The 21,119-nt window shown below is 40.6% G+C and carries 12 protein-coding genes; 6 read left to right on the top strand and 6 right to left on the bottom strand.

Going from position 1 to position 21,119, the window contains the following annotated elements; translation table 11 throughout:
• Positions 1–154: 154 nt before the first annotated feature.
• From PMAL9190_RS10760 to PMAL9190_RS10750, 3 genes are all read left to right on the top strand, one after another.
• On the top strand, positions 155–1,555 hold the full coding sequence (locus tag PMAL9190_RS10760) for an L-cystine transporter (RefSeq protein WP_087845193.1): 1,401 nt from the start codon (positions 155–157) through the stop codon (positions 1,553–1,555).
• A 70-nt stretch (positions 1,556–1,625) separates the two neighbouring features.
• Positions 1,626–2,954, top strand: a complete 1,329-nt coding sequence (locus PMAL9190_RS10755) for a CoA-disulfide reductase (protein WP_087845192.1) — start codon at positions 1,626–1,628, stop codon at positions 2,952–2,954.
• A 381-nt stretch (positions 2,955–3,335) separates the two neighbouring features.
• On the top strand, positions 3,336–4,655 hold the full coding sequence (locus tag PMAL9190_RS10750) for a dicarboxylate/amino acid:cation symporter (protein WP_087845191.1): 1,320 nt from the start codon (positions 3,336–3,338) through the stop codon (positions 4,653–4,655).
• Between the two features lie 269 nt (positions 4,656–4,924).
• Here PMAL9190_RS10750 and PMAL9190_RS10745 read toward each other — a convergent pair whose 3' ends face one another.
• The 6 genes from PMAL9190_RS10745 to lrp all read right to left on the bottom strand — a co-directional run bounded on the left by PMAL9190_RS10745 (position 4,925) and on the right by lrp (position 15,876).
• A complete protein-coding gene (locus PMAL9190_RS10745; protein ID WP_087845190.1) occupies positions 4,925–6,880 on the bottom strand; it encodes an ATP-binding protein in 1,956 nt (651 codons plus the stop codon).
• A gap of 1,407 nt (positions 6,881–8,287) precedes the next feature.
• Positions 8,288–9,595: a serine--tRNA ligase gene (gene serS, locus PMAL9190_RS10740; protein ID WP_087845189.1), complete on the bottom strand. Its 1,308-nt coding sequence runs from the start codon at positions 9,593–9,595 to the stop codon at positions 8,288–8,290.
• Between the two features lie 126 nt (positions 9,596–9,721).
• Complete coding sequence (locus PMAL9190_RS10735; RefSeq protein ID WP_087845188.1) at positions 9,722–11,062, bottom strand: replication-associated recombination protein A; 1,341 nt, start codon at positions 11,060–11,062, stop codon at positions 9,722–9,724.
• Positions 11,063–11,135: 73 nt separating this feature from the next.
• Complete coding sequence (gene lolA / locus PMAL9190_RS10730; RefSeq protein ID WP_200813410.1) at positions 11,136–11,753, bottom strand: outer membrane lipoprotein periplasmic chaperone LolA; 618 nt, start codon at positions 11,751–11,753, stop codon at positions 11,136–11,138.
• Between the two features lie 110 nt (positions 11,754–11,863).
• On the bottom strand, positions 11,864–14,890 hold the full coding sequence (locus tag PMAL9190_RS10725; protein WP_087845186.1) for a DNA translocase FtsK 4TM domain-containing protein: 3,027 nt from the start codon (positions 14,888–14,890) through the stop codon (positions 11,864–11,866).
• Positions 14,891–15,381: 491 nt separating this feature from the next.
• Positions 15,382–15,876, bottom strand: a complete 495-nt coding sequence (gene lrp, locus PMAL9190_RS10720) for a leucine-responsive transcriptional regulator Lrp (RefSeq protein WP_005368765.1) — start codon at positions 15,874–15,876, stop codon at positions 15,382–15,384.
• Positions 15,877–16,511: 635 nt separating this feature from the next.
• Between lrp and trxB the strand changes: the two genes are divergently transcribed.
• The 3 genes from trxB (at position 16,512) to cydC (ending at position 21,080) form a co-directional block, all read left to right on the top strand.
• A complete protein-coding gene (gene trxB, locus PMAL9190_RS10715; protein ID WP_087845185.1) occupies positions 16,512–17,474 on the top strand; it encodes a thioredoxin-disulfide reductase in 963 nt (320 codons plus the stop codon).
• Positions 17,475–17,590: 116 nt separating this feature from the next.
• Complete coding sequence (gene cydD, locus PMAL9190_RS10710) at positions 17,591–19,363, top strand: heme ABC transporter permease/ATP-binding protein CydD (RefSeq protein ID WP_087845184.1); 1,773 nt, start codon at positions 17,591–17,593, stop codon at positions 19,361–19,363.
• A complete protein-coding gene (cydC, locus tag PMAL9190_RS10705; RefSeq protein ID WP_087845183.1) occupies positions 19,356–21,080 on the top strand; it encodes a heme ABC transporter ATP-binding protein/permease CydC in 1,725 nt (574 codons plus the stop codon). Before cydD ends, cydC begins: the two co-directional genes overlap by 8 nt.
• Positions 21,081–21,119: the final 39 nt, after the last annotated feature.

Genomic DNA, 21,119 nt, shown 5'->3' with positions numbered 1-21,119 from the left:
AATTAGCGATCTTGATCGTTTTTACAGTTCTCAATATCCCTTACATTGATGACGTTAATTTGCTTCCAAGCAATACTAAAGAAGCAAAATTTAACTCTAAATATATTGGAACGATAAAAATTACCCTCTTTTTATTTGATATGAAGGATTCATGATGACCTTAGGTATTGTAACGAACCTCGCCATATTTATTGGCTTGATTGCATTTCTTTATCATATGCAAAACAAACACTATAGCTTTACTAAACGTGTATTTGCGGGCTTAGGTTTAGGTATCGCATTTGGTGCTGCACTACAAGTTTTTTACGGTGCAGGCTCTGAGGTCATCAAAACATCGATTGAATATTTTGACATTGTAGGCGTTGGTTATGTTCGCCTACTACAAATGATCATTATTCCATTAGTGATGGTGTCTATCATTTCAGCTATTTTGAAACTCAATGGCGGTACATCATTAGGTAAAATCAGTAGTTTAACTCTTGGAGTATTGATTGTTACCACCATGATTGCTGCTTGTGTTGGTATTTTAATGGCACAATTGTTTGGCCTTACTGCTGAAGGATTAACCTCTGGTGCGGCTGAAATGGCACGTGCTAAGAGTCTTGAATCAACCCTTTCTAATGTTGAAGCAATGTCATTTGCTAAATTAATGATTGAGTTTATTCCAGCAAACCCATTCCTCGATATGACTGGTGCTCGCCGCACTTCAACTATCGCAGTGGTTATTTTCTCTATCTTTATTGGCCTATCTGCAACTGGTATTGCCAAGAAAAAGCCTGAGATTTTCGCTCAATTTGAAAGCTTCATTAAAGTCGCTCAAACGATTGTAATGCGTATGGTAACCTTAGTTTTACGCCTGACACCATTTGGTGTTCTAGCGCTAATGACCAAGGTGATTTCAGGCTCAAACTACACTGATATCGTCAACCTTGCGAACTTCGTTTTTGCTTCATACGCAGCATTAATTCTAATGTTCATCATTCACTTAGCACTTGTTGCTATGGTAGGCATTAACCCGCTACGCCATCTTAAGAAAATTATTCCAGTATTAGCATTTGCGTTTACTTCACGCACCAGCGCAGGTTCAATTCCAATGAACGTGCAAACACAAGAAAAATGCTTAGGTATTCCATCTGGTATTGCTAACTTTGCCGCTTCTTTTGGCTCAACCATCGGTCAAAACGGCTGTGCGGGTATCTACCCAGCCATGCTAGCAGTGATGATTGCACCAACAGTGGGTATTAACCCGATGGATATTGGCTTCCTATGTACTTTAGTCGCCATTATTACCGTCAGTTCTTTTGGTGTAGCGGGTATCGGTGGTGGTGCGACATTTGCTGCACTTATCGTCCTATCGGCAATGGATATGCCAGTCGCACTTGCTGGTCTATTAATCTCAATTGAACCATTAATTGATATGGGCCGTACTGCTCTTAACGTATCAGGTTCAATCACTGCAGGTACCATTACCAGTAAAGTAATGGGCGAAACAGATATGACCATCTTTAACAGCGATGACGTTGTTAACCTTGATGGTGAAGAAGCGACAGCGTAAACCGTATTAAATACCACTTTAAGGGAGGTGGATTGCCTCCCTTACTACTTTTTTAGGAATACATAATAGTATGAAAATTATCATCATTGGCGGCGAAGCCGCTGGCATGAGTGCCGCAGCAAAAGCAAAACGCATAAATCCAACCGCTGAAATTATTGTTTATGAAGCTTCTGATGTTATTTCTTTCGGCGCTTGTGGATTGCCTTATTACATTGGTGATGAGTTTTCTGATCATAACTTTATGGCTGAATTTACACCGCAACAATTTGCAGAAAAAGGCATTACAGTACTGACTCAACATCGTGTTACTGAGCTCAATACCGAACAACAACAACTGACTGTAGTCCATCAAGGAGAAATGCACACCGTCGGTTATGATCGCTTAATGATTGCCACTGGTGCCAAAGAAGTTTTGCCACCGATTGTAGGTCTTGAAAAGCAAGGGGTTTATTCTTTACGTCGCATGCAAGATGGTTTGAATATTAAAACCGCCCTTGCTGATCCACATTGTCAACACGTCACTATTATTGGTTCTGGTTTTATTGGTTTAGAAGTTGCTGAAGCGATGATCCATCAAGGTAAAACAGTACGTTTGATTGAACGTGCAGCCTGTTTAATTCCAGATGCGTTTGATAATGAAATTAGCCAACATATTCAACCAGAGCTTGAGCAAGCAGGAGTTAGCATTCACCTTAAAGAGTCGGTGTGTGAAATTATTGGTGACGATCGTGTTACCAGTATTAAAACCGATCAAGCCATCTACTCGACTGACATGGTTATCTGCTGCACTGGAGTAAAACCTAATACTGATTTTATTGCTGCAACTGGCATTGAACGTTTAGCAAATGGCGCAATTGTGATTGATCAACAAGGTCAAACCTCGATTGATAATATCTGGGCTGCAGGTGATTGTGCCACTATTTGGCATGCGCAATTACAACAACCGGTTTATATTCCGCTGGCAACAGGTGCCAATAAAATGGGTCGCTTAGTTGGTGAGAATATCGCAGGAAAAAACCTCAGCTATGACGGTACATTGGGTACCAGTTGTGTCAAAGTATTGGGTTTAGAAGCTGGTCGTACCGGGCTTTCTGAACGCGAAGCTAAACAAGCAAATATTGATTACCGCACGGTTTATATCAGTGATAAATGCCACACCAATTACTGTGAAGGTCAATCACCTCTTTATATAAAATTGGTTTACCGCGCTGATAATAAACAATTACTGGGTGGTCAATTAATTGGTAATAAAGGTGCAGTACACCGCGTTGATGCACTTGCGGTCGCAATCAGTCTTGGCGCTACTACCGAGCAATTAGGCATGATGGATTTTGCTTATGCGCCCCCTTTTGCGCGAACTTGGGATATTATGAATGTTGCTGGTAATGTCGCAAAATAAATAACCCCATCAGCGAATAAAAGACACAAACAAGCCACGTATTTTACCCACGGTAAAAATGCGTGGCTTTGTTGTTATTACCCTCATTAATATATTCACAAAAAGACATTTACCAAAACACCATTTATCGAAAATTCCGACATAATACCTCGCAAAAACAATAACCACCCTGTGATTTATGATTTTAAAATGTCACAATTGTTAAAATACAGTTAAAAACCACCATTCGAAACATGAAATCAGTATAAAATTTGTGAGTTAACGCATATTTTAGACATTAATAATAATTATTACTTCGCGTTAACAGACAAATAACTGCTACTCTCCGAAGGCACTCTGATTACCGAAGGACAGGGTGAATAAACATAAGGATAAGTTTTCATGACCACAGAAAAGAAAAAAATGTCACTCACCAGCCGCGTTATTCTCGGCATGGTGCTAGGTATTCTGACAGGATTTATGATCCGTTCCCTTTTTGCTGATATCGCTTTTATTCATGACTATATCGTAAATGGCCTGTTTGATGTCGGTGGTAAAATCTTTATTGCCAGTTTAAAGATGTTGGTTGTTCCTCTGGTTTTTGTATCACTGGTTTGTGGTACTAGCTCATTAAAAGATTTAGCAACATTGGGTCGTTTAGGCGGTAAAACCCTTGCGTTTTATCTAACAACAACGGCCTTAGCAATTACGCTTGCATTAACCATGGCAAATATCTTTCAGCCAGGTACAGGTGCCGATTTAAGTGCAGCGACAACCTTTGCCTCAAAAGAAGCACCGTCACTAGGTAGCGTTATCGTAGGCATGTTCCCAACCAACCCAATCAGTGCAATGGCAAGTGGTAATACCCTACAGATTATTGTGTTTGCGGTATTATTTGGTATCGCAATCAGTGCTGCGGGTAAACCGGGAGAGCGTCTAGCAGCCGTCTTTGCTGATTTAAATGAAGTGATCATGAAGTTGGTGGCATTATTAATGAACATTGCACCATTTGGTGTGTTCTTCTTAATGGCTAAGCTATTTACAGGCTTAGGCCTTGACGCTATTTATAGTTTAATTAACTACTTCTTAGTATTGGTAGCAGCACTATTACTACACGCATTAGTCACTTACAGCGTGATGCTAAAGGCCTTTACTGGTTTAAGCCCACTTACCTTCCTAAAGAAAATGGAAGATGCGGTGATGTTTGCTTTCTCAACCGCGTCATCAAACGCAACCATTCCTGTCACCATGGAAACGGCCACTAAGCGTTTAGGTGTAAACAATAAAATTGCCTCATTTACTGTTCCACTAGGTGCAACCATTAACATGGACGGCACTGCGATTATGCAAGGTGTGGCGACGGTATTTATTGCGCAGGCGTTTAATATCGACCTCACCATGACCGATTACCTAATGGTTATTCTAACTGCAACGTTAGCGTCAGTCGGTACTGCGGGTGTTCCTGGCGTTGGTCTGATTATGCTAGCGATGGTACTTAACCAAGTTGGCCTACCTGTTGAAGGTATCGCATTAATCATGGGCGTTGACCGTCTACTTGATATGGTGCGTACTGCGGTGAACATTACTGGTGATAGCGTCGTAACCTGTATTGTTGCTAAATCTGAAGGCGAGATGGATGTTGAGCGTTTTAACGATCCATTAGCTGCAACTGAAGATGAAGCTGTTCGTTTTCATCCTCAGCCGCAACCACAGAAATCATAACAGCAAGTAAAAACTTGCGAACACAACATAATTCAAGGGCACATAATGTGCCCTTTTTTGGGTTTGGAATATAGGGTTATAGGATCGAGGTTATTAGGGATGAAGAACAGCGATTCCCTGACTGATAGTTGTGTAGCTGATATAAAAATACCGCCTCGATGGACGGTATTTAACAGTATGGGGATTTATGCGCATTGAAATTAAATATAGAAAAGGCAGCCAAATCACTCCTCTTAGAGCAATTCAACCGCATGATTTATTTTTAAATTTTATTTTTGAACAGACGATATAACAGATTCAAATGCTTTTGGAATTAACTTACCATCAGTATATGTAATCATTGATTTTTGTACTATTTTCCATTTTAATTCACCATCCTTTTTTGACGTTGCGAATGCATTTAATTGTGGATAATTTTGTTTAACTATCTTTTCAAGAGAATGGCCTTGTTTATTTAAATATTCAGTATCTGTAAGAAAATTAATCCCAGAAATATATGAGGTAGTAACGTCTTTATTATTATCTCTACCTAAAACTTTTAGAATGAACTTATCTAAAGAAGCTTGAAGTAATTCAATATCTTCTAGCCACAAAAACCAAGAAGTGTCCTTACCACAAATATCAAAAACTGTGAATTTATCGGGTTCATGCATATGAAGTAAAAGCATTATACATATAGGATCTAATGCAATATTTTCTATAGAATAAGCATAGTTTTCGCCAAGAACTGCTATTTTATTATTTGAGAAATTTTTTTTATCCCAATCAATTATTCCACGGACACTATTATTTCCGTTTTCAATTAAAGCATCCACTTGACCTATAACATGACTACAGCTTCCCACACCATTTACAGCTTGAACAAAGTCTTGAATACGATCAAGGTCATCAATTCTAAGAATTTGTTTTACTTTATCCTCAATTTGTTTAGCTGCCATTTTAGGTCCTGAGCTAATAAAATTTAAAGATATCTTAGGATCAATCTCCGTAGAGCGATGGACTAATTTTGAATAAATTAATTGATATACATTTGCATCATATTGACTTTCAACAAAAACTTGTCTTCTGTTATCAGGGCTTAATGATATCTGAGTTATGCCATCTAACAATTCAGAAATTGCGACATCTTTTTCAACTAAAGTTAAAACCCCTTGTTCGATAATATAAACACTATTATCTGGAGCTAGCGCTACAGTTGTTGGAGAATGTGTTGTAATAACTACTTTTGAACCAAAATTTCGATGAAAAGAATCTAAAACCTTATACATTTTAGCTACCATTTTAGGATGTAAAAATGCATCTGGCTCATCAATTAATAATACTCTAGGAACCTTAATAATATTCGCATCATAATATTGGCTATTAAATAATGTTAATGCTAACCAAAGTAATGTCTTTTCTCCTGACGATAACGCATCAACACCAACAGAATTTCCCGTATGGCTCTGAATTAATTGTGCTTGATAAGCATAACTTTTTGATGCTTCGTCCGGTATATTAAATTGAAATTTACCTTCAAAAGTATCATTTAATATCTCATTTATGGTTAACCACGGTTTATTACCAAATACATTGATAAATTCCTCATCTGTAAAATAGTCAACATCCTGTTTTTTTATTGTGTTTTTCCACTCATTTATTTCATTTTGTTCTTTCCGTTGAATGTACTGATTTACTATTGAAGAGATATTTTGGATACCAAGAATATTATTCATTGGCTCTTCAAAATGGAGAATAATATCATTATCTGTTAATTCACTTGCTGGTTTATTAAGTGTTTTTGCTATTGATGAAATTAACCTAAAAAGAGACAAATAATCTAGACCATTATCTCTACCCATAGAATTTCGAGCGTACATATTTGCGCGATTTTGATCATATGGAAGGTCAAATTCATGCTTTATTTGCTCATAAAACCTTAGTGTCGCTGTTATCCTTGCCTGTCGTTGAGTTATATCATAACCATTGCTTAAGTTTGGATTTAATGAAGAATGTGGAACTATTGATATTTCCTGACTATCAATAAGTTCACCATCAATCCTCACCTCAGATGACCGATTTTGAATACTCTCAAGTAGTCTAGTTTTTCCTGAGCCATTTTTACCTGTTAATACGACTATATCGCTATTAACATCAGCATCAATTTTTAATTGAAAACCTTTATGCTCTCTTTGCCCTTTAATATTTAGAACCACAAACCCCCCAGATACAAAAAGACCGCCCATATGCAGCACGTGGATTATATCTAAAATTCAGCCTCCTGAAAATTGAACAAAAAGGTCTATATTTAACAATATGTATCTAATCCGTACTATACGATCTCTATTCATATAAAAAGTATCGCTTAGGTCTTGTTTTAATAAGTTTTATTTAAAATAATTAGTCAAAACATGGTGTATTTAATTTGTTACTGATGTTAACAACAATAAAAATACTCAGTTGGCGATGATTAACAGTCATCAGCCCTAAAATAGATACAATTAACTCTACAACGCGCGGTGAGTAGATTCCCTATCGCCCTCGCGGGCATTCACTGTAGGGAATGACGGAGTTGGGATTGGCATTCACTGTAGGGAATGACGAGGTTAGGGTTAGCACACATGCTTTTCAACTCGACTCTCGCTACCTAAAGACTCGAAACTAATAACTCGACAACACGCGGTGAGTAGATTCCCTATCGCCCTCGCGGGCATTCACTGTAGGGAATGACGGGGTGGAGTTGGGATTGGCATAAAATAAGACCGCTCAAAAGCGGCCTTGAGTAGTATAAGCAAAGCCCGATTAACAAGCGCAGTCGACTTCCTTTTCACCGCATTCATTACACTTTACACATGTGCAGTCTGCTTTTGTTTTATGGCAAACAGCACAATCAACGCAAGTACATTCACTCTGTGGTTGCGCACAATATTGACATTTCTTATCCATGAAATTCTCCATCAAATCAACAATAAATATAAAGCTCAATCATTATATAAATAAATGAATAGTAGAGATAATACACACTGTCTCAAAAGTGCTTCATATTGTTAAATAATATTGGATGTTTTTAACCAAAATTGCACATAACATCATCAGCACCACTCATTATCTATCATTTCGAATTTCGAACCTCGACTCTCGCGACTTAAAACTCGAAACTAATAACTCGACAACGCGTGGTGAGTAGATTCCCTATCGCCCTCGCGGGCATTCACTGTAGGGAATGACGGAGTTGGGTTTAGCATTCACTGTAAGGAATGACAGGGTTAGGATTGGCACACATGCTTTTCAACTCGACTCTCGCTACTTAAAAACTCGAAACTAATAACTCGACAACACGCGGATAATAGATTCCCTATCGCGTTCGTAACCTCACTGTAGGGAATGACAGAGTTAGGGTTAGCACACACGCTTTTCAACTCGACTCTCGCTACTTAAAACTCGAAACTAATAACTCGACAACACGCGGTGAGTAGATTCACTATCGCCCTCACGGGCATTCACTGTAAGGAATGACGAGGTTAAGGTTAGCACACACGCTTTTCAACTCGACTCTCGCTACCTAAAGACTCGAAACTCCCCTTTTCCCCCATAAAAAAACCCAGCCTTCATGACTGGGTTTTTAAGCAACATACTTTTTACAGCATCAGGAATTAACCGATGTGTGTTTCGCCGCGCATGTACTTACGTAGTACTTCAGGGATCATAATACGGCCATCAGCTTCTTGGTTATTTTCAAGAATAGCAACCATAGTACGACCAACCGCAAGACCAGAACCGTTTAGAGTGTGCAGTAGCTCAGGCTTCTTCTCACCTTTACGACGGAAACGCGCTTGCATACGACGCGCTTGGAAATCCCACATGTTTGAACATGAAGAAATCTCACGGTAAGTTTCTTGAGCAGGAACCCACACTTCTAAGTCGTAAGTTTTGCAAGAACCAAAGCCCATATCGCCAGTACAAAGTACTACTTTACGGTAAGGAAGCTCTAGAAGTTGTAGTACTTTCTCAGCGTGACCTGTTAGCTCTTCAAGGGCAGCCATTGAATCTTCTGGGCGTGTGATCTGAACGAGTTCAACTTTGTCGAACTGGTGCATACGAATAAGACCACGTGTATCACGACCGTAAGAACCCGCTTCTGAACGGAAACATGGCGTGTGAGCCGTCATCTTGATTGGCAAATCTGCTTCATCAGTGATGGTATCACGCATCATGTTAGTAACAGGCACTTCTGCAGTTGGAATTAATGAAAGCACGCGTGGCTCTTCATCGTTCACTTTTTCAGTTAGTGGCTGAGTGTGGAATAGATCTTCACCAAACTTCGGTAATTGACCGGTACCAAATAGGCTGTCAGCGTTTACTAGGTACGGTACATACATTTCAGTGTAGCCGTGCTCTTCTGTGTGAAGATCTAGCATGAACTGTGCAATTGCGCGGTGTAGACGAGCAAATTGACCTTTCATTACGATGAAACGTGCACCAGTAATTTTAACTGCACTTGCGAAATCTAGGCCACCAGCCATTTCGCCAAGATCAACGTGATCTTTTACTTCAAAGTCGTAAGCTTTTGGCTGACCCCAACGTAAAACTTCTACGTTCTCTGACTCATCTTTACCCGTTGGTACTGACTCATCAGCAATGTTTGGTAACATTTGAGTGATAGTATCAAGTTGACCTTGAAGCTCGGCTAATGCTGCTTTCGCTTCATCAAGCTCAGAACCTAGGTTGCCAACTTCAGCCATAATACGTTCAGCTTCTGCGTGATCACCTTTCGCTTTTGCCTGACCAATCGACTTCGATCGCGAGTTACGCTGTGCTTGTAGCTCTTCTGTTTTTACTTGAAGAGATTTACGTTGCTCTTCTAAGTTGCGTAAAGTTTCTACATCAAGGTTAAAACCACGACGCGCGAGTTTTGCAGCTGTTTCATCCAGCTCAGTTCGAAGTAATTTAGAATCTAGCATGCTAATCCTGTGCTCTTAATAGTCTGAAATGCGCGTTATTTAGGCATTTCTTATTAAAATAGTTGTAGTTGGGAGGCAACCATAACAAATTGTTGCCAATCACTTAACGATACCCAAAAAGCCTTATTATTGGTAGCGCTTTAGCGGGCTTTTTGCATCTAAAGCAGCCAGATAATCCAACTTTTCCGATATTTTTATCTCTAAGCCCCGTTTTGAAGGCTGATAATAAACTCGATCGCGAATTTCACGCGGTAAATACACTTCACCAGGCGCATACGCCCCCGGCTCATCATGAGCGTAACGGTAACCTTCACCATAACCCAATTCTTTCATCAGTTTGGTTGGCGCATTACGCAAATGTGGCGGCACTTCAAAATCAGGAAATTCACGCGCATCTGCTTTGGCAAGATTAAAGGCAACATACACGGCGTTACTTTTAGCTGCACAAGCTAAATACACAATCGCTTGCGCAATAGCACGTTCACCTTCATAAGCGCCAACGCGGGTATAGCAATCCCATGCCGACACAGCGACTTGCATTGCGCGAGGATCAGCATTACCAATATCTTCTGAGGCTATTGCTAATAGTCGACGTGCAACATACAGCGGATCACACCCAGCTTGCAGCATTCTTGCAAACCAATACAATGCACCATCGGCATTAGAACCACGAATCGATTTATGCACCGCAGAGATCATGTCGTACCAAAGATCACCTTTATTATCAAACCGCGCCACTTTTTCACCCGTGACTTCAGCTAATAACTCCACCGTGATTTGTTTAATACCTTGCTGATCTTCTTCTGCCATATCAATTAACTGTTCAAGATAATTGAGTGACATTCGTGCATCACCACGTACAAACTCAGCTAACTGCTGTTTAACTTCACCGACAAACTCAAAATCAGTTTCGCTGATACCGCGTTCTTTATCTGTTAACGCTTGTTCGATCACTTCAAGAATTTCATTATCTTCAAGGGACTTTAATTTATATACGCGTGCACGCGATAATAGTGCGTTATTAAGCTCAAATGATGGGTTCTCAGTGGTAGCTCCAATAAAGGTTACGGTTCCGTCTTCAATATGCGGCAGAAATGCATCTTGCTGACTTTTATTAAATCGATGCACCTCATCAACAAATAAAATAGTCCGTCGGCCGGCCATTTTATTATCACGAGCTTTATCTATGGCTGCGCGAATATCTTTAATACCAGAGGTTACTGCTGACACCCGTTCAACTTCAGCATTAGCATAATGTGCGGCAACTTCGGCTAAGGTCGTTTTACCTGTACCTGGTGGCCCCCACAAAATCATCGAATGTAATTGACCGGCTTTTAAAGCACGACGGAGTGGCTTACCTTCACCAAGAATATGTTGTTGACCTATGTATTCCTCGACGGTGCGAGGTCGCATTCTTGCTGCCAAAGGTCTAAAATCCGAGGAAAAATCTAGGCTGAAATTACTCAATATAATGACTCCCCTAAGACAGAAAAAGGTGGCTTATTTGCCACCTTCTCATAATAATTAAATTCAATAACAATTAGTTACGTTGGTCATCTAGCTCTACACCTTTAGGCGGTGTAAAGGTAAATAAACTTGCCGCTGGCGTAGTACGTTTAAAATCACTTAAGACGTATTTACTGCGCTGGCCATCTGTTTCAATTACCGAGAAATTACGTACTTGACCAGTATTTGATACCGTAACCACAAACTTATCCATCGATGAGGTTTTATCTTTTGGTGTAAGTGTAAATGTGTCGGCTAATTGCGCGACATTATACTTTGACCAATCGCTGGCACTATTACGAGTTAATAATACAAATGGCGTTTGTTCAGTGGCATCTTTAAGCCACATTGCCGTTACTTGCTCAACAAACGGGCTGTAATACCATACAGTTTTACCATCAGAAACTAATAAGCTTTTATCCGGTGTTTCAGTTGCCCAACGAAATAAATTTGGACGCTTAATCGATAAATCACCCGTACCATTGACTAAAACTTCACCATCAGGACTGGTCACTTTTTGAGTAAAGTTAGCGCTAAATGCATTCACTTTATCAAGACGGCTGCTTAACGCTTGTTGCGGTGTTGCGGCCCATGCACTTGAAGCAACCAACATTGGCGCAGCAACTAGCATACTCATTACGAGTTTCTTCATCATATTCGCTAACCTCTTTGATATTAAACTGCTGTGATAATCACTATCACAGCAGTTTTGTTTTCACTTTAGCGCTTCATAGCAAGTGAGTCGCTATTTATCGATCATGATTAATCGTGTTGTTGTACTGGTGGCGGCGCTAACACTTCACGGTTAGCGTTATGCCCCGGTGCACTCACAATGCCATGCGCTTGCAATTGATCAACAATTCGCGCTGCACGGTTATAACCAATCTTAAATCGACGTTGTACGCCTGAAATAGATGCTCGACGCGTTTCTGCAACAAACGCCGCCACTTCATCAAATAACTGATCCAAATCATCATCACCAGCTGGTGCTTCACCCGGTAGCAAGCTATCTGCACCTTGATCTGAATTTAGAATGCTATCGATATATTGGGGTTTGCCACGTGCTTTCCAATCGTTAACCACATTATGTACATCATCATCAGATGCAAATGCACCATGAACACGAATGGTATGACTTTGACCTGACGGTAAGTACAACATATCACCCATACCTAATAACGTTTCAGCACCACCTTGATCCAAGATTGTACGAGAATCGGTTTTGGTTGATACGGTAAATGCCATTCGAGTTGGAATGTTCGCTTTGATCAAACCGGTAATAACATCAACCGATGGACGTTGAGTCGCTAATACTAGGTGAATACCTGCAGCACGCGCTTTTTGAGCCAAGCGTGCAATCAGTTCTTCCACCTTCTTACCCACAACCATCATTAAGTCAGCAAACTCATCGACAATTACCACAATACTTGGCATTTTTTCCAATAATGGTGGGTATTCATCCATGGTATCACCAGGCTTCCATAATGGATCGTGAATAGGATGCCCCGCCTCAGCAGCCTCTTTTAGTTTAGCGTTATAACCTGCAAGGTTACGTACACCACAAGCGGCTAATACTTTGTAACGGCGTTCCATTTCACCAACACACCAACGCAGGGCATTACCAGCATCTTTCATGTCAGTAACCACTTCTGTTAATAGATGCGGAATACCTTCATAGATTGACAGCTCCAACATTTTCGGGTCAATCATAATAAAGCGACAATCTTCAGGCTTACATTTGTAAAGTAAGCTCAAAATCATCACGTTTACACCCACTGATTTACCTGAACCTGTAGTACCTGCAACCAATAAGTGTGGCATTTTACTTAAATCAGCCACAACGGCATCGCCCGCAATATCGTTACCTAAAACGATAGGCAGTGCGCCACCAACATGCTGGAATTGCTCACTGGCAACAACTTCCGACATATAAACCGTTTCACGGCTCTTATTCGGCAGTTCCAAACCAATGTAAGGTTTGCCCGGAATCACTTCAACCACACGTACTGATGTGGTTGATAAAGCACGCGCTAAATCTTTTGATAGCCCTGAAATACGACTAACTTTTACTCCAGGCGCAAGATCAAGTTCATAACGGGTGATCACAGGACCTGGGTAAATACCTTTAACTTGCACTTTGATTTTATAATCTGCAAGTTTTGATTCTATCAAGGCAGCTGTCGCTTGTAGCTCTTCATCAGATGCCTTTTCAACCGTTTTACGTGCAGGTTGTAATAAATCTAATGTTGGCATTGGTGATGTAGGCACTGGTAGATCAGGTTCTTTTTGCATTAAAAATGGATTATCTAACCCTGCAAGATGCGCTTGCTGTTTTTGTTTATCACGAATGCGTTTAAGGAAGATTTCTTCATCGGTTAAACCCTCTTCTGAAGTATCTACATTCGTTGTCGGTACAAAAGATTCAGCAACCGGAGCAGTATAAACTTGTGATGTCGCTGGTTGTTCATTAACAACGGCATTAATCACAGTTTGAGTTTGCTCATCAACAGCAACAGTAAAGTCTTCATCTTTTTCAAGCTCGCGCTCAAGTGCTGATACTGACAATCCTTGTAAAGGCGCTGCTTGTTCAACCTGTGGTGCAACGTGTTCTACCGCTGCAACATATGGCTGTGGTTCAACTTGCGCTGCGGCGTGTTCTACCGGTGCAACATATGGCTGCGGCTCAACTTGCGCTACTGCTTGTTCTACCGGTGCAACATATGGCTGCGGCTCAACTTGCACTACTGCTTGTTCTACCGGCGCAACATATGGCTGTGGCTCAACTTGCGCTGCGGCGTGTTCTACCGGTGCAACATATGGCTGCGGCTCAACTTGCGCTGCGGCGTGTTCTACCGGTGCAACATATGGCTGCGGCTCAACTTGCGCTGCGGCGTGTTCTACCGGCGCAACATATGGCTGCGGCTCAGCTTGCACTACCGTTTGTTCTACTGCTGGAGTCATTAGCGGATCGCTAACCGTTGCAGTTGCAGCTGAAGATGAACGAATAATTGGGGTGGTATTTGATGGCGTATAAACAGGATCTTTACGCTCAAACGCGTTTCCATGTGCAGATTCTACAGCTGACGAGGCGGTATAAGATGATAAGAGTAAATCATCTTGATCGTCATTATTAAGATGCTGAACATAAGGCATATCAGATTCAGCAGCAATATCAGCCGCAAATGGACGCATGACTTCATGTTTATCTGAACGTAATTTATTTAATATCCAGGTTAAACTTGAGAGTGTCTTTGCACCTAATTGATCGACAATCGTTACCCATGAAATACCCGTAAATAAGGTAAATCCAATTGCCCATGCAAACATGAGCACTAAGGTTGCCCCTAATACATTTAATAATGGTAACGAGATATTGGCAACGACATCACCAATGACACCACCCGATGAAAAATACCAAATATCATCAAAGTTAAGATCAGCCAATCCACAGCTACTTAGCACTAATAGCATTAATCCTAGCCAGCGCGTACCGTAAACCATAAAATCAAGTGACAGTATTTTGCTACGATGATGATAAATAAACCAACCAAGTAACACTAAAACAATAGGGATGATGTAGGCCAGAGACCCAAAAATAAAGAACAGAGTATCTGCTACTAATGCGCCAAATGAACCGGCTTTATTTTGAACCACACCTTCCCAAGCAGTTTGTGACCAAGAAGGATCTGCAGGATTAAATGTGACTAGCGCAACCATCATATAAATGGCAACTAAAATACTGATGATCAAAAAACCTTCAACAATGCGTTGCCAACCTGATAAACGCATTTTGGGCAGTTTTTTACCTTTAAACTTCCTCAAGAATAACTCCGGTGTTTCTATCAAATTCGAATATTTTACCAAAGTGCTGATATTTTCAGCTACCAATGCTGTATTACGGTTAATAACAATACAGTATTCAATACCGAGCGATACCGTTGGCAAACTCACAAATATAAAGTAAATGTCTTAATGCCATCATTCTATACTAAAAGACCACATTGTCTGTGTTCGTCGCCCTTTAAAATAAAAATTTTTTTTATGGTAAGCAATATCTTCTAACTAATAAAAGCTAACTATCTCAACCGACTAGCCCTTGGTTATTTTAGACGCTCAGTGGACAAATAAATTCATCATTATGTCAATTCATAGCTTCGTTTGAGTGATTAAGCAGCAATTACTATTTTACTCTGCATAAACAAATACACCCTGAATAACAATGACGTCATTCAGGGTGCATGTATATATTTACAATCTTACAGCAATTAAACCGCGACAATTTATCGAGTTTTGATAACCAAGTTATTGCTTTGCTTAACTTCTTCCATAACAACATAAGTACGAGTGTCATTAACACCCGGAAGACGTAATAGCGTTTCGCCAAGCAATTTACGGTAAGCTGACATGTCTGATACCCGTGTTTTCAACAAGTAGTCAAAATCACCAGATACTAAATGACATTCTTGAATATCCTCTAGCTCTTGTACTGATTTATTAAACTGTTCAAAAACATCTGGCGCACCACGGTTTAACGTGATCTCAACAAAAACCAATAATGAGGCATCAAGAAACTGTGGATTTAATAATGCTGTATAACCACTGATATAACCTTGGCGCTCTAAACGACGTACACGCTCTAGACACGGTGTTGGCGATAGACCTACACGCTTTGAAAGCTCTACGTTTGAAATTCGACCGTCTTTTTGAAGTTCATTCAAAATATTACGGTCGATGCGATCCAATTCCTTGGATGGTTTCTTTTTGGTATCTACCATTTTTTATTCCACCTTCTCACTTCCTTGCAAAAAAATATACTACATCTTATCTATTTTTAGAATCAAATACTCTAATAGTCAAACAATCAGTGATAAAGATCAGACGATCATGCTATTTACTCACCATAATTGTTTTTCGTCTTATGATGGCGATTACCCTACGACATACGAGGATTATCCTGAAACCAGCCAATCAAAAACAAACATTTAACTATTTGTACCAAAATCAAGCAGATTATCAAAGTAAATTATCACATCAACACCAATATATTAACATAAGTTAACTTGTTGGCATTTTTATGCGTGTATCAAATAGTTAAATCAATTGCTATAACGTTATTATTCGCAAAATTAAAATGGCTTTTGTTGACAATTTTTCTTACGGAAGCTTGTGCTAGATCAAATTATCACGATCTGACATTTCACTTTTAACACTTCAAAAAAGCCTTTTGCTACGGTATTTTTGTGATCTATATAACATCTTTAATTTAAGACGATTCAAGCCTGAACAAGCATTTGTTGGTTCGCTTCAACAGTGTTAACAAATTATTGATTGTCTTACATCCTCTTCCTTTACGACTGCAATTTACCTACAATCAGTCTTCCATAATAATAATATTCAGCCTGGAGAAAAAATGAGTAACGTAAAACATTGTGAACTACTCATCCTTGGTTCTGGACCTGCAGGTTACACAGCGGCTGTTTATGCAGCACGTGCAAACCTATCGCCAGTAATGATCACTGGTATGCAGCAAGGTGGTCAACTTACCACTACCACAGAAATAGAAAATTGGCCGGGTGATGCAGACGAGCTAACGGGCCCTGCATTAATGGATCGCATGAAAGCACATGCGGAAAAATTTGATACTGAAATCATTACTGATTTTATTAGCGAAACTGATTTTAGCCAACGCCCATTCCGCCTTAAAGGTGAAACCGGTGAATACACTTGTGATGCATTGATTATCTCAACTGGCGCATCAGCTAAATACATCGGCCTAGATTCTGAAGAAGCCTTTAAAGGTCGTGGGGTTTCTGCCTGTGCAACCTGCGATGGTTTCTTCTATCGTAACCAAAAAGTTGCCGTAATAGGTGGTGGTAACACTGCTGTTGAAGAAGCATTATATCTGTCAAATATCGCCGCAGAAGTCCACCTTGTTCACCGTCGTGATAGTTTCCGCTCAGAGAAGATTTTAATTAATCGTCTGATGGATAAAGTTGCGAATGGTAATATCATTTTACACACAGATCGTACCCTTGAAGAAGTATTAGGTGACGACATGGGTGTAACAGGTTTGCGCCTTAAAGATACTCAATCAGAAGCAACTGAAGAGCTTGAAGTAATGGGCGTCTTTATTGCTATTGGCCACCAGCCAAATACAGCCATCTTTGACGGTCAACTTGAGATGGAAAATGGTTATATTAAAGTGCAATCAGGTCTTCACGGTAATGCAACTCAAACCAGTGTTGAGGGTATTTTTGCTGCTGGTGATGTGATGGATCATACCTATCGTCAAGCAATCACTTCTGCTGGCACTGGTTGCATGGCAGCCCTTGATGCAGAACGTTATTTAGATGCATTAGCTGACCAACAATAAATACTATAAAAGCGACTATTTATATAGTGGCTTTTTTTTCCTTATAGCAATGTGAATCTCAACCATATTGCTGTAAGAGCGACCCACCATAAATACCGTAATGAAACCTTATTTATATGGATAAACAATTACAACGCGATTTGACCAAATGGTTAAAATCCCAAAGTAAGCTTGCCAAACGCTGGATGATGTTCAGTATTGGGTTAGGGTTTACTTCGGGATTATTGCTTATCGGGCAAGCGGCTTTATTAGCCAATATTCTGCATCAATTGATCATCGAGCATACGGATAAGTATCAGCTTGTGAATCAGTTTGTTGGCCTTATTGTTATTATCGGTTTACGCGCGTTATGTAGCTGGGGACGAGAAGTTTGTGGTTATCGTTGTGGTGAACAAATTCGACTCCATATTCGCCAATTAATCCTCAACCGCTTACAAAACCTCGGCCCTGCCTACATTAAAGGTAAACCAGCCGGAGTATGGGCAAGCTTAGTGCTTGAACAAGTAGAAGAAATGCAAGATTTCTTTGCGCGCTATCTTCCCCAAATGTCACTTTCGGTGTTGATTCCTGTAGTGATACTTGTGGTGGTCTTCCCACTTAACTGGGCTGCGGGGTTAATCTTCCTTATTACAGCACCTTTAGTGCCATTCTTTATGGCCTTAGTAGGTATAGGTGCAGCAGATGCTAACCGTCGTAACTTTAAAGCATTACAACGGTTATCAGGCCACTTTTATGACCGTTTACAAGGGTTATCAACCCTACGATTATTCAATCGTGTTGATGCTGAGGCTGAAAATCTTGATGCCGCTTCACATGTATTACGTAAACGCACCATGGAAGTACTCCGGTTAGCCTTCCTATCGTCGGCAGTGTTAGAGTTTTTCTCTGCTATTTCTGTTGCGATTGTTGCGGTCTATTTTGGTTTCGCATTCATTGGCGAACTCAACTTTGGTAACTACGGTGTACCTGTTTCGTTATTTACCGGTTTATTCGTGTTAGTGCTTGCACCTGAGTTTTATCAACCATTACGTGATCTTGGTACTTTCTACCATGCTAAAGCACAAGCCATTGGTGCAGCGGAATCTATTGTTGAATTCTTAAACATTGAAGCTGACGAAATGAGCAATGGTGATACACCGTTACCAACACCTAATGCCATTCATATCAGTGTGACTGATCTCGAAGTGCTTAGCCCTGAAGGTCAAGTGCTAGCTGGACCGTTAAGCTTTAGCATTGATACCAATGAACATGTGGCACTCGTTGGCCCAAGTGGCGCGGGTAAGACCAGTTTACTTAATGCCCTGCTCGGCTTTTTACCCTACCGTGGCAGTATTAAAATCAACGATGTTGAGCTGAACCAACTTAAACATCAACAATGGCGTCAAGCCATCAGTTGGGTCGGCCAAAACCCATTACTAGTTCATGGTACAGTGCGCGACAATATTACTTTAGGCAATCCTAGTGCAAGTAATGATGATATTGATCAAGTTGCTCGCCAAGCTTATGCCAATGAATTTATTCAGCGTCTTGAAAAAGGCTACGAACATCATGTTGGTGATCGTTCTGGCGGTTTATCTGTTGGTCAGGCACAACGTATTGCTGTTGCACGTGCAATGTTACAAAACGGTGCATTTTGGCTACTCGATGAGCCAACCGCTAGCCTTGATGCTAATAGCGAACGCTTAGTATTAGAAAGTTTAGCGTTAGCTGTTACTAACCGCACAACCTTAATGGTCAGCCACCGTCTTGATCAACTGCATGCTATGCAGCGTATTTTGGTGATGGATAACGGTAAATTAGTTCAGAACGGTAGCTTTGATACTCTTCGTCATCAAGGCTTACTCGCTGATATGCTCACTCATACTGATAAGAGGGATCTCGATGCGTGATTTAATCCCTTACCTTAAACTCTACCGTAAACACTGGTTCGGTTTAACCTTAGGCATGATTTTAGGTTTATTAACCCTATTGTCAGCTATTAGCCTACTGACCTTATCCGGTTGGTTTATTGCCGCTTCTGCGGTTGCTGGCCTCAGTGTTATTACTCGTCAAACTTTTAATTACATGTTACCAGGCGCTGGTGTACGTGGCTTTTCAATGTCACGTACCGCTGGACGTTGGGGTGAGCGGGTGGTCAGCCACAATGCTACCTTTAAGCTATTGGCTGATTTACGGTTATTCTTTTTCCGTAAGCTAACACCATTAATTCCTGGTCGCCATGCGAATTTACGTGATGCCGATTTACTCAATCGTTTAGTCGCTGACGTTGATGCGATGGATCATGTTTATTTACGCTTAGTCAGCCCATTAGTGATCGGCGTATTAGGCATTATCATTGTTACTGGTTTTCTGGCTTGGTTTGATCCCACAATTGGTTTTACCTTAGGTGGTATTTTACTGGCATTAATGATTATTTTACCGATTGTTTTTTACCGTTTAGGTAAGCGCAATGGTGAAACTCTTACTCACGCAAAAGCCAACTACCGTATTACGCTATTAGACTGGATTCAGGGACACGCTGAATTATTACTGTTTAATGCCGAACAACGTTACCGACAACAAGCTGAAGCAGAACAAGATAAACTGCTTGATGCGCAGCGGAAAATGGCGAGTTTAACCGGTATTGCTAATGGCCTCTTAATGGCAGCAACTGGCTGGACATTAGTACTAATTATGTGGATTGCAGCCAACGGTATTGCCGGTAACGCACCCGATCCGTTCGTGGCAATGGTCGCATTTACGACTATGGCCAGTTTTGAAATGATGATGCCAGTTGCAGGCGCTTTCCAATACTTAGGGCAAACATTATCATCAGCAAAACGTCTTAATGAAATCATTGACGCTACCCCTGACACAGTGTTCGATCCTAATGGTCATACTGCCGTTGTTAACGGCGATATTAGCCTTAATAATATTAGCTACACCTATTATGGTAGCGATCAACCCGTTGTTAAGCACTTATCACTTGAGATTAAGCGCGGTGAAAAGGTAGCGCTACTTGGCCGTACTGGCTGTGGTAAGTCAACGTTATTACAATTATTGACTCGTAGCTGGGATCCTCAACAAGGCCACATCCTTATTGATGGTGTCGATCTTACTCGTTGGAGCGAGCCTGCATTACGGAATGCAATTACTGTCGTCAGCCAGCGAGTGGATGTCTTTAATGGCTCATTACGTGAGAATTTAATTCTAGCTAAAGCTGATGCTAGCGATGAACAATTAGTCGCAGCACTGGATAAAGTTGGTCTTAAAAGCTTACTTGATGATAAAGGCTTAGATACTTGGCTTGGTGATGGTGGTCGTCATATTTCTGGTGGTGAGCGTCGCCGTATAGGTATCGCTCGTGCTCTACTTCATGACGCACCGATTCTATTATTAGATGAACCAACTGAAGGGCTTGATCGTCGAACTGAGCAGCAAATACTGGATTTATTACTAGCGTTTGCTAAACATAAAACGGTGCTCTTTATTACTCATCGTCTGGTTGGTCTCGATAGTATGGATCAAATTTGCTTAATGGATGAAGGTGAGATCATTGAACGTGGTCAGCATCAACAACTGCTAACACAAAATGGTCGCTATGCTGAATTATGCCGTCGTATTTAAACAGCAATTAACTCACTAACATGCCGTATAGCGCCGATA

This window comes from Photobacterium malacitanum (genome assembly GCF_900185615.1).
Classification (GTDB): domain Bacteria; phylum Pseudomonadota; class Gammaproteobacteria; order Enterobacterales; family Vibrionaceae; genus Photobacterium; species Photobacterium malacitanum.
The sequence above is the reverse complement of the archived record's forward strand: the minus strand, read 5'-3'. Positions and strand labels throughout refer to the sequence as shown.

Excerpts from the sequence above, each read along its gene's own strand:
- PMAL9190_RS10725 (WP_087845186.1), bottom strand. The coding sequence starts at position 14,890 with ATGCGTTTATCAGGTTGGCAACGCATTGTTGAAGGTTTTTTGATCATC.
- PMAL9190_RS10760 (WP_087845193.1), top strand. The coding sequence starts at position 155 with ATGACCTTAGGTATTGTAACGAACCTCGCCATATTTATTGGCTTGATT.
- PMAL9190_RS10755 (WP_087845192.1), top strand. The coding sequence starts at position 1,626 with ATGAAAATTATCATCATTGGCGGCGAAGCCGCTGGCATGAGTGCCGCA.
- PMAL9190_RS10750 (WP_087845191.1), top strand. The coding sequence starts at position 3,336 with ATGACCACAGAAAAGAAAAAAATGTCACTCACCAGCCGCGTTATTCTC.
- PMAL9190_RS10745 (WP_087845190.1), bottom strand. The coding sequence starts at position 6,880 with ATGGGCGGTCTTTTTGTATCTGGGGGGTTTGTGGTTCTAAATATTAAA.
- lrp (WP_005368765.1), bottom strand. The coding sequence starts at position 15,876 with ATGGTAGATACCAAAAAGAAACCATCCAAGGAATTGGATCGCATCGAC.
- cydD (WP_087845184.1), top strand. The coding sequence starts at position 17,591 with ATGGATAAACAATTACAACGCGATTTGACCAAATGGTTAAAATCCCAA.
- cydC (WP_087845183.1), top strand. The coding sequence starts at position 19,356 with ATGCGTGATTTAATCCCTTACCTTAAACTCTACCGTAAACACTGGTTC.
- lolA (WP_200813410.1), bottom strand. The coding sequence starts at position 11,753 with ATGAAGAAACTCGTAATGAGTATGCTAGTTGCTGCGCCAATGTTGGTT.
- serS (WP_087845189.1), bottom strand. The coding sequence starts at position 9,595 with ATGCTAGATTCTAAATTACTTCGAACTGAGCTGGATGAAACAGCTGCA.
- trxB (WP_087845185.1), top strand. The coding sequence starts at position 16,512 with ATGAGTAACGTAAAACATTGTGAACTACTCATCCTTGGTTCTGGACCT.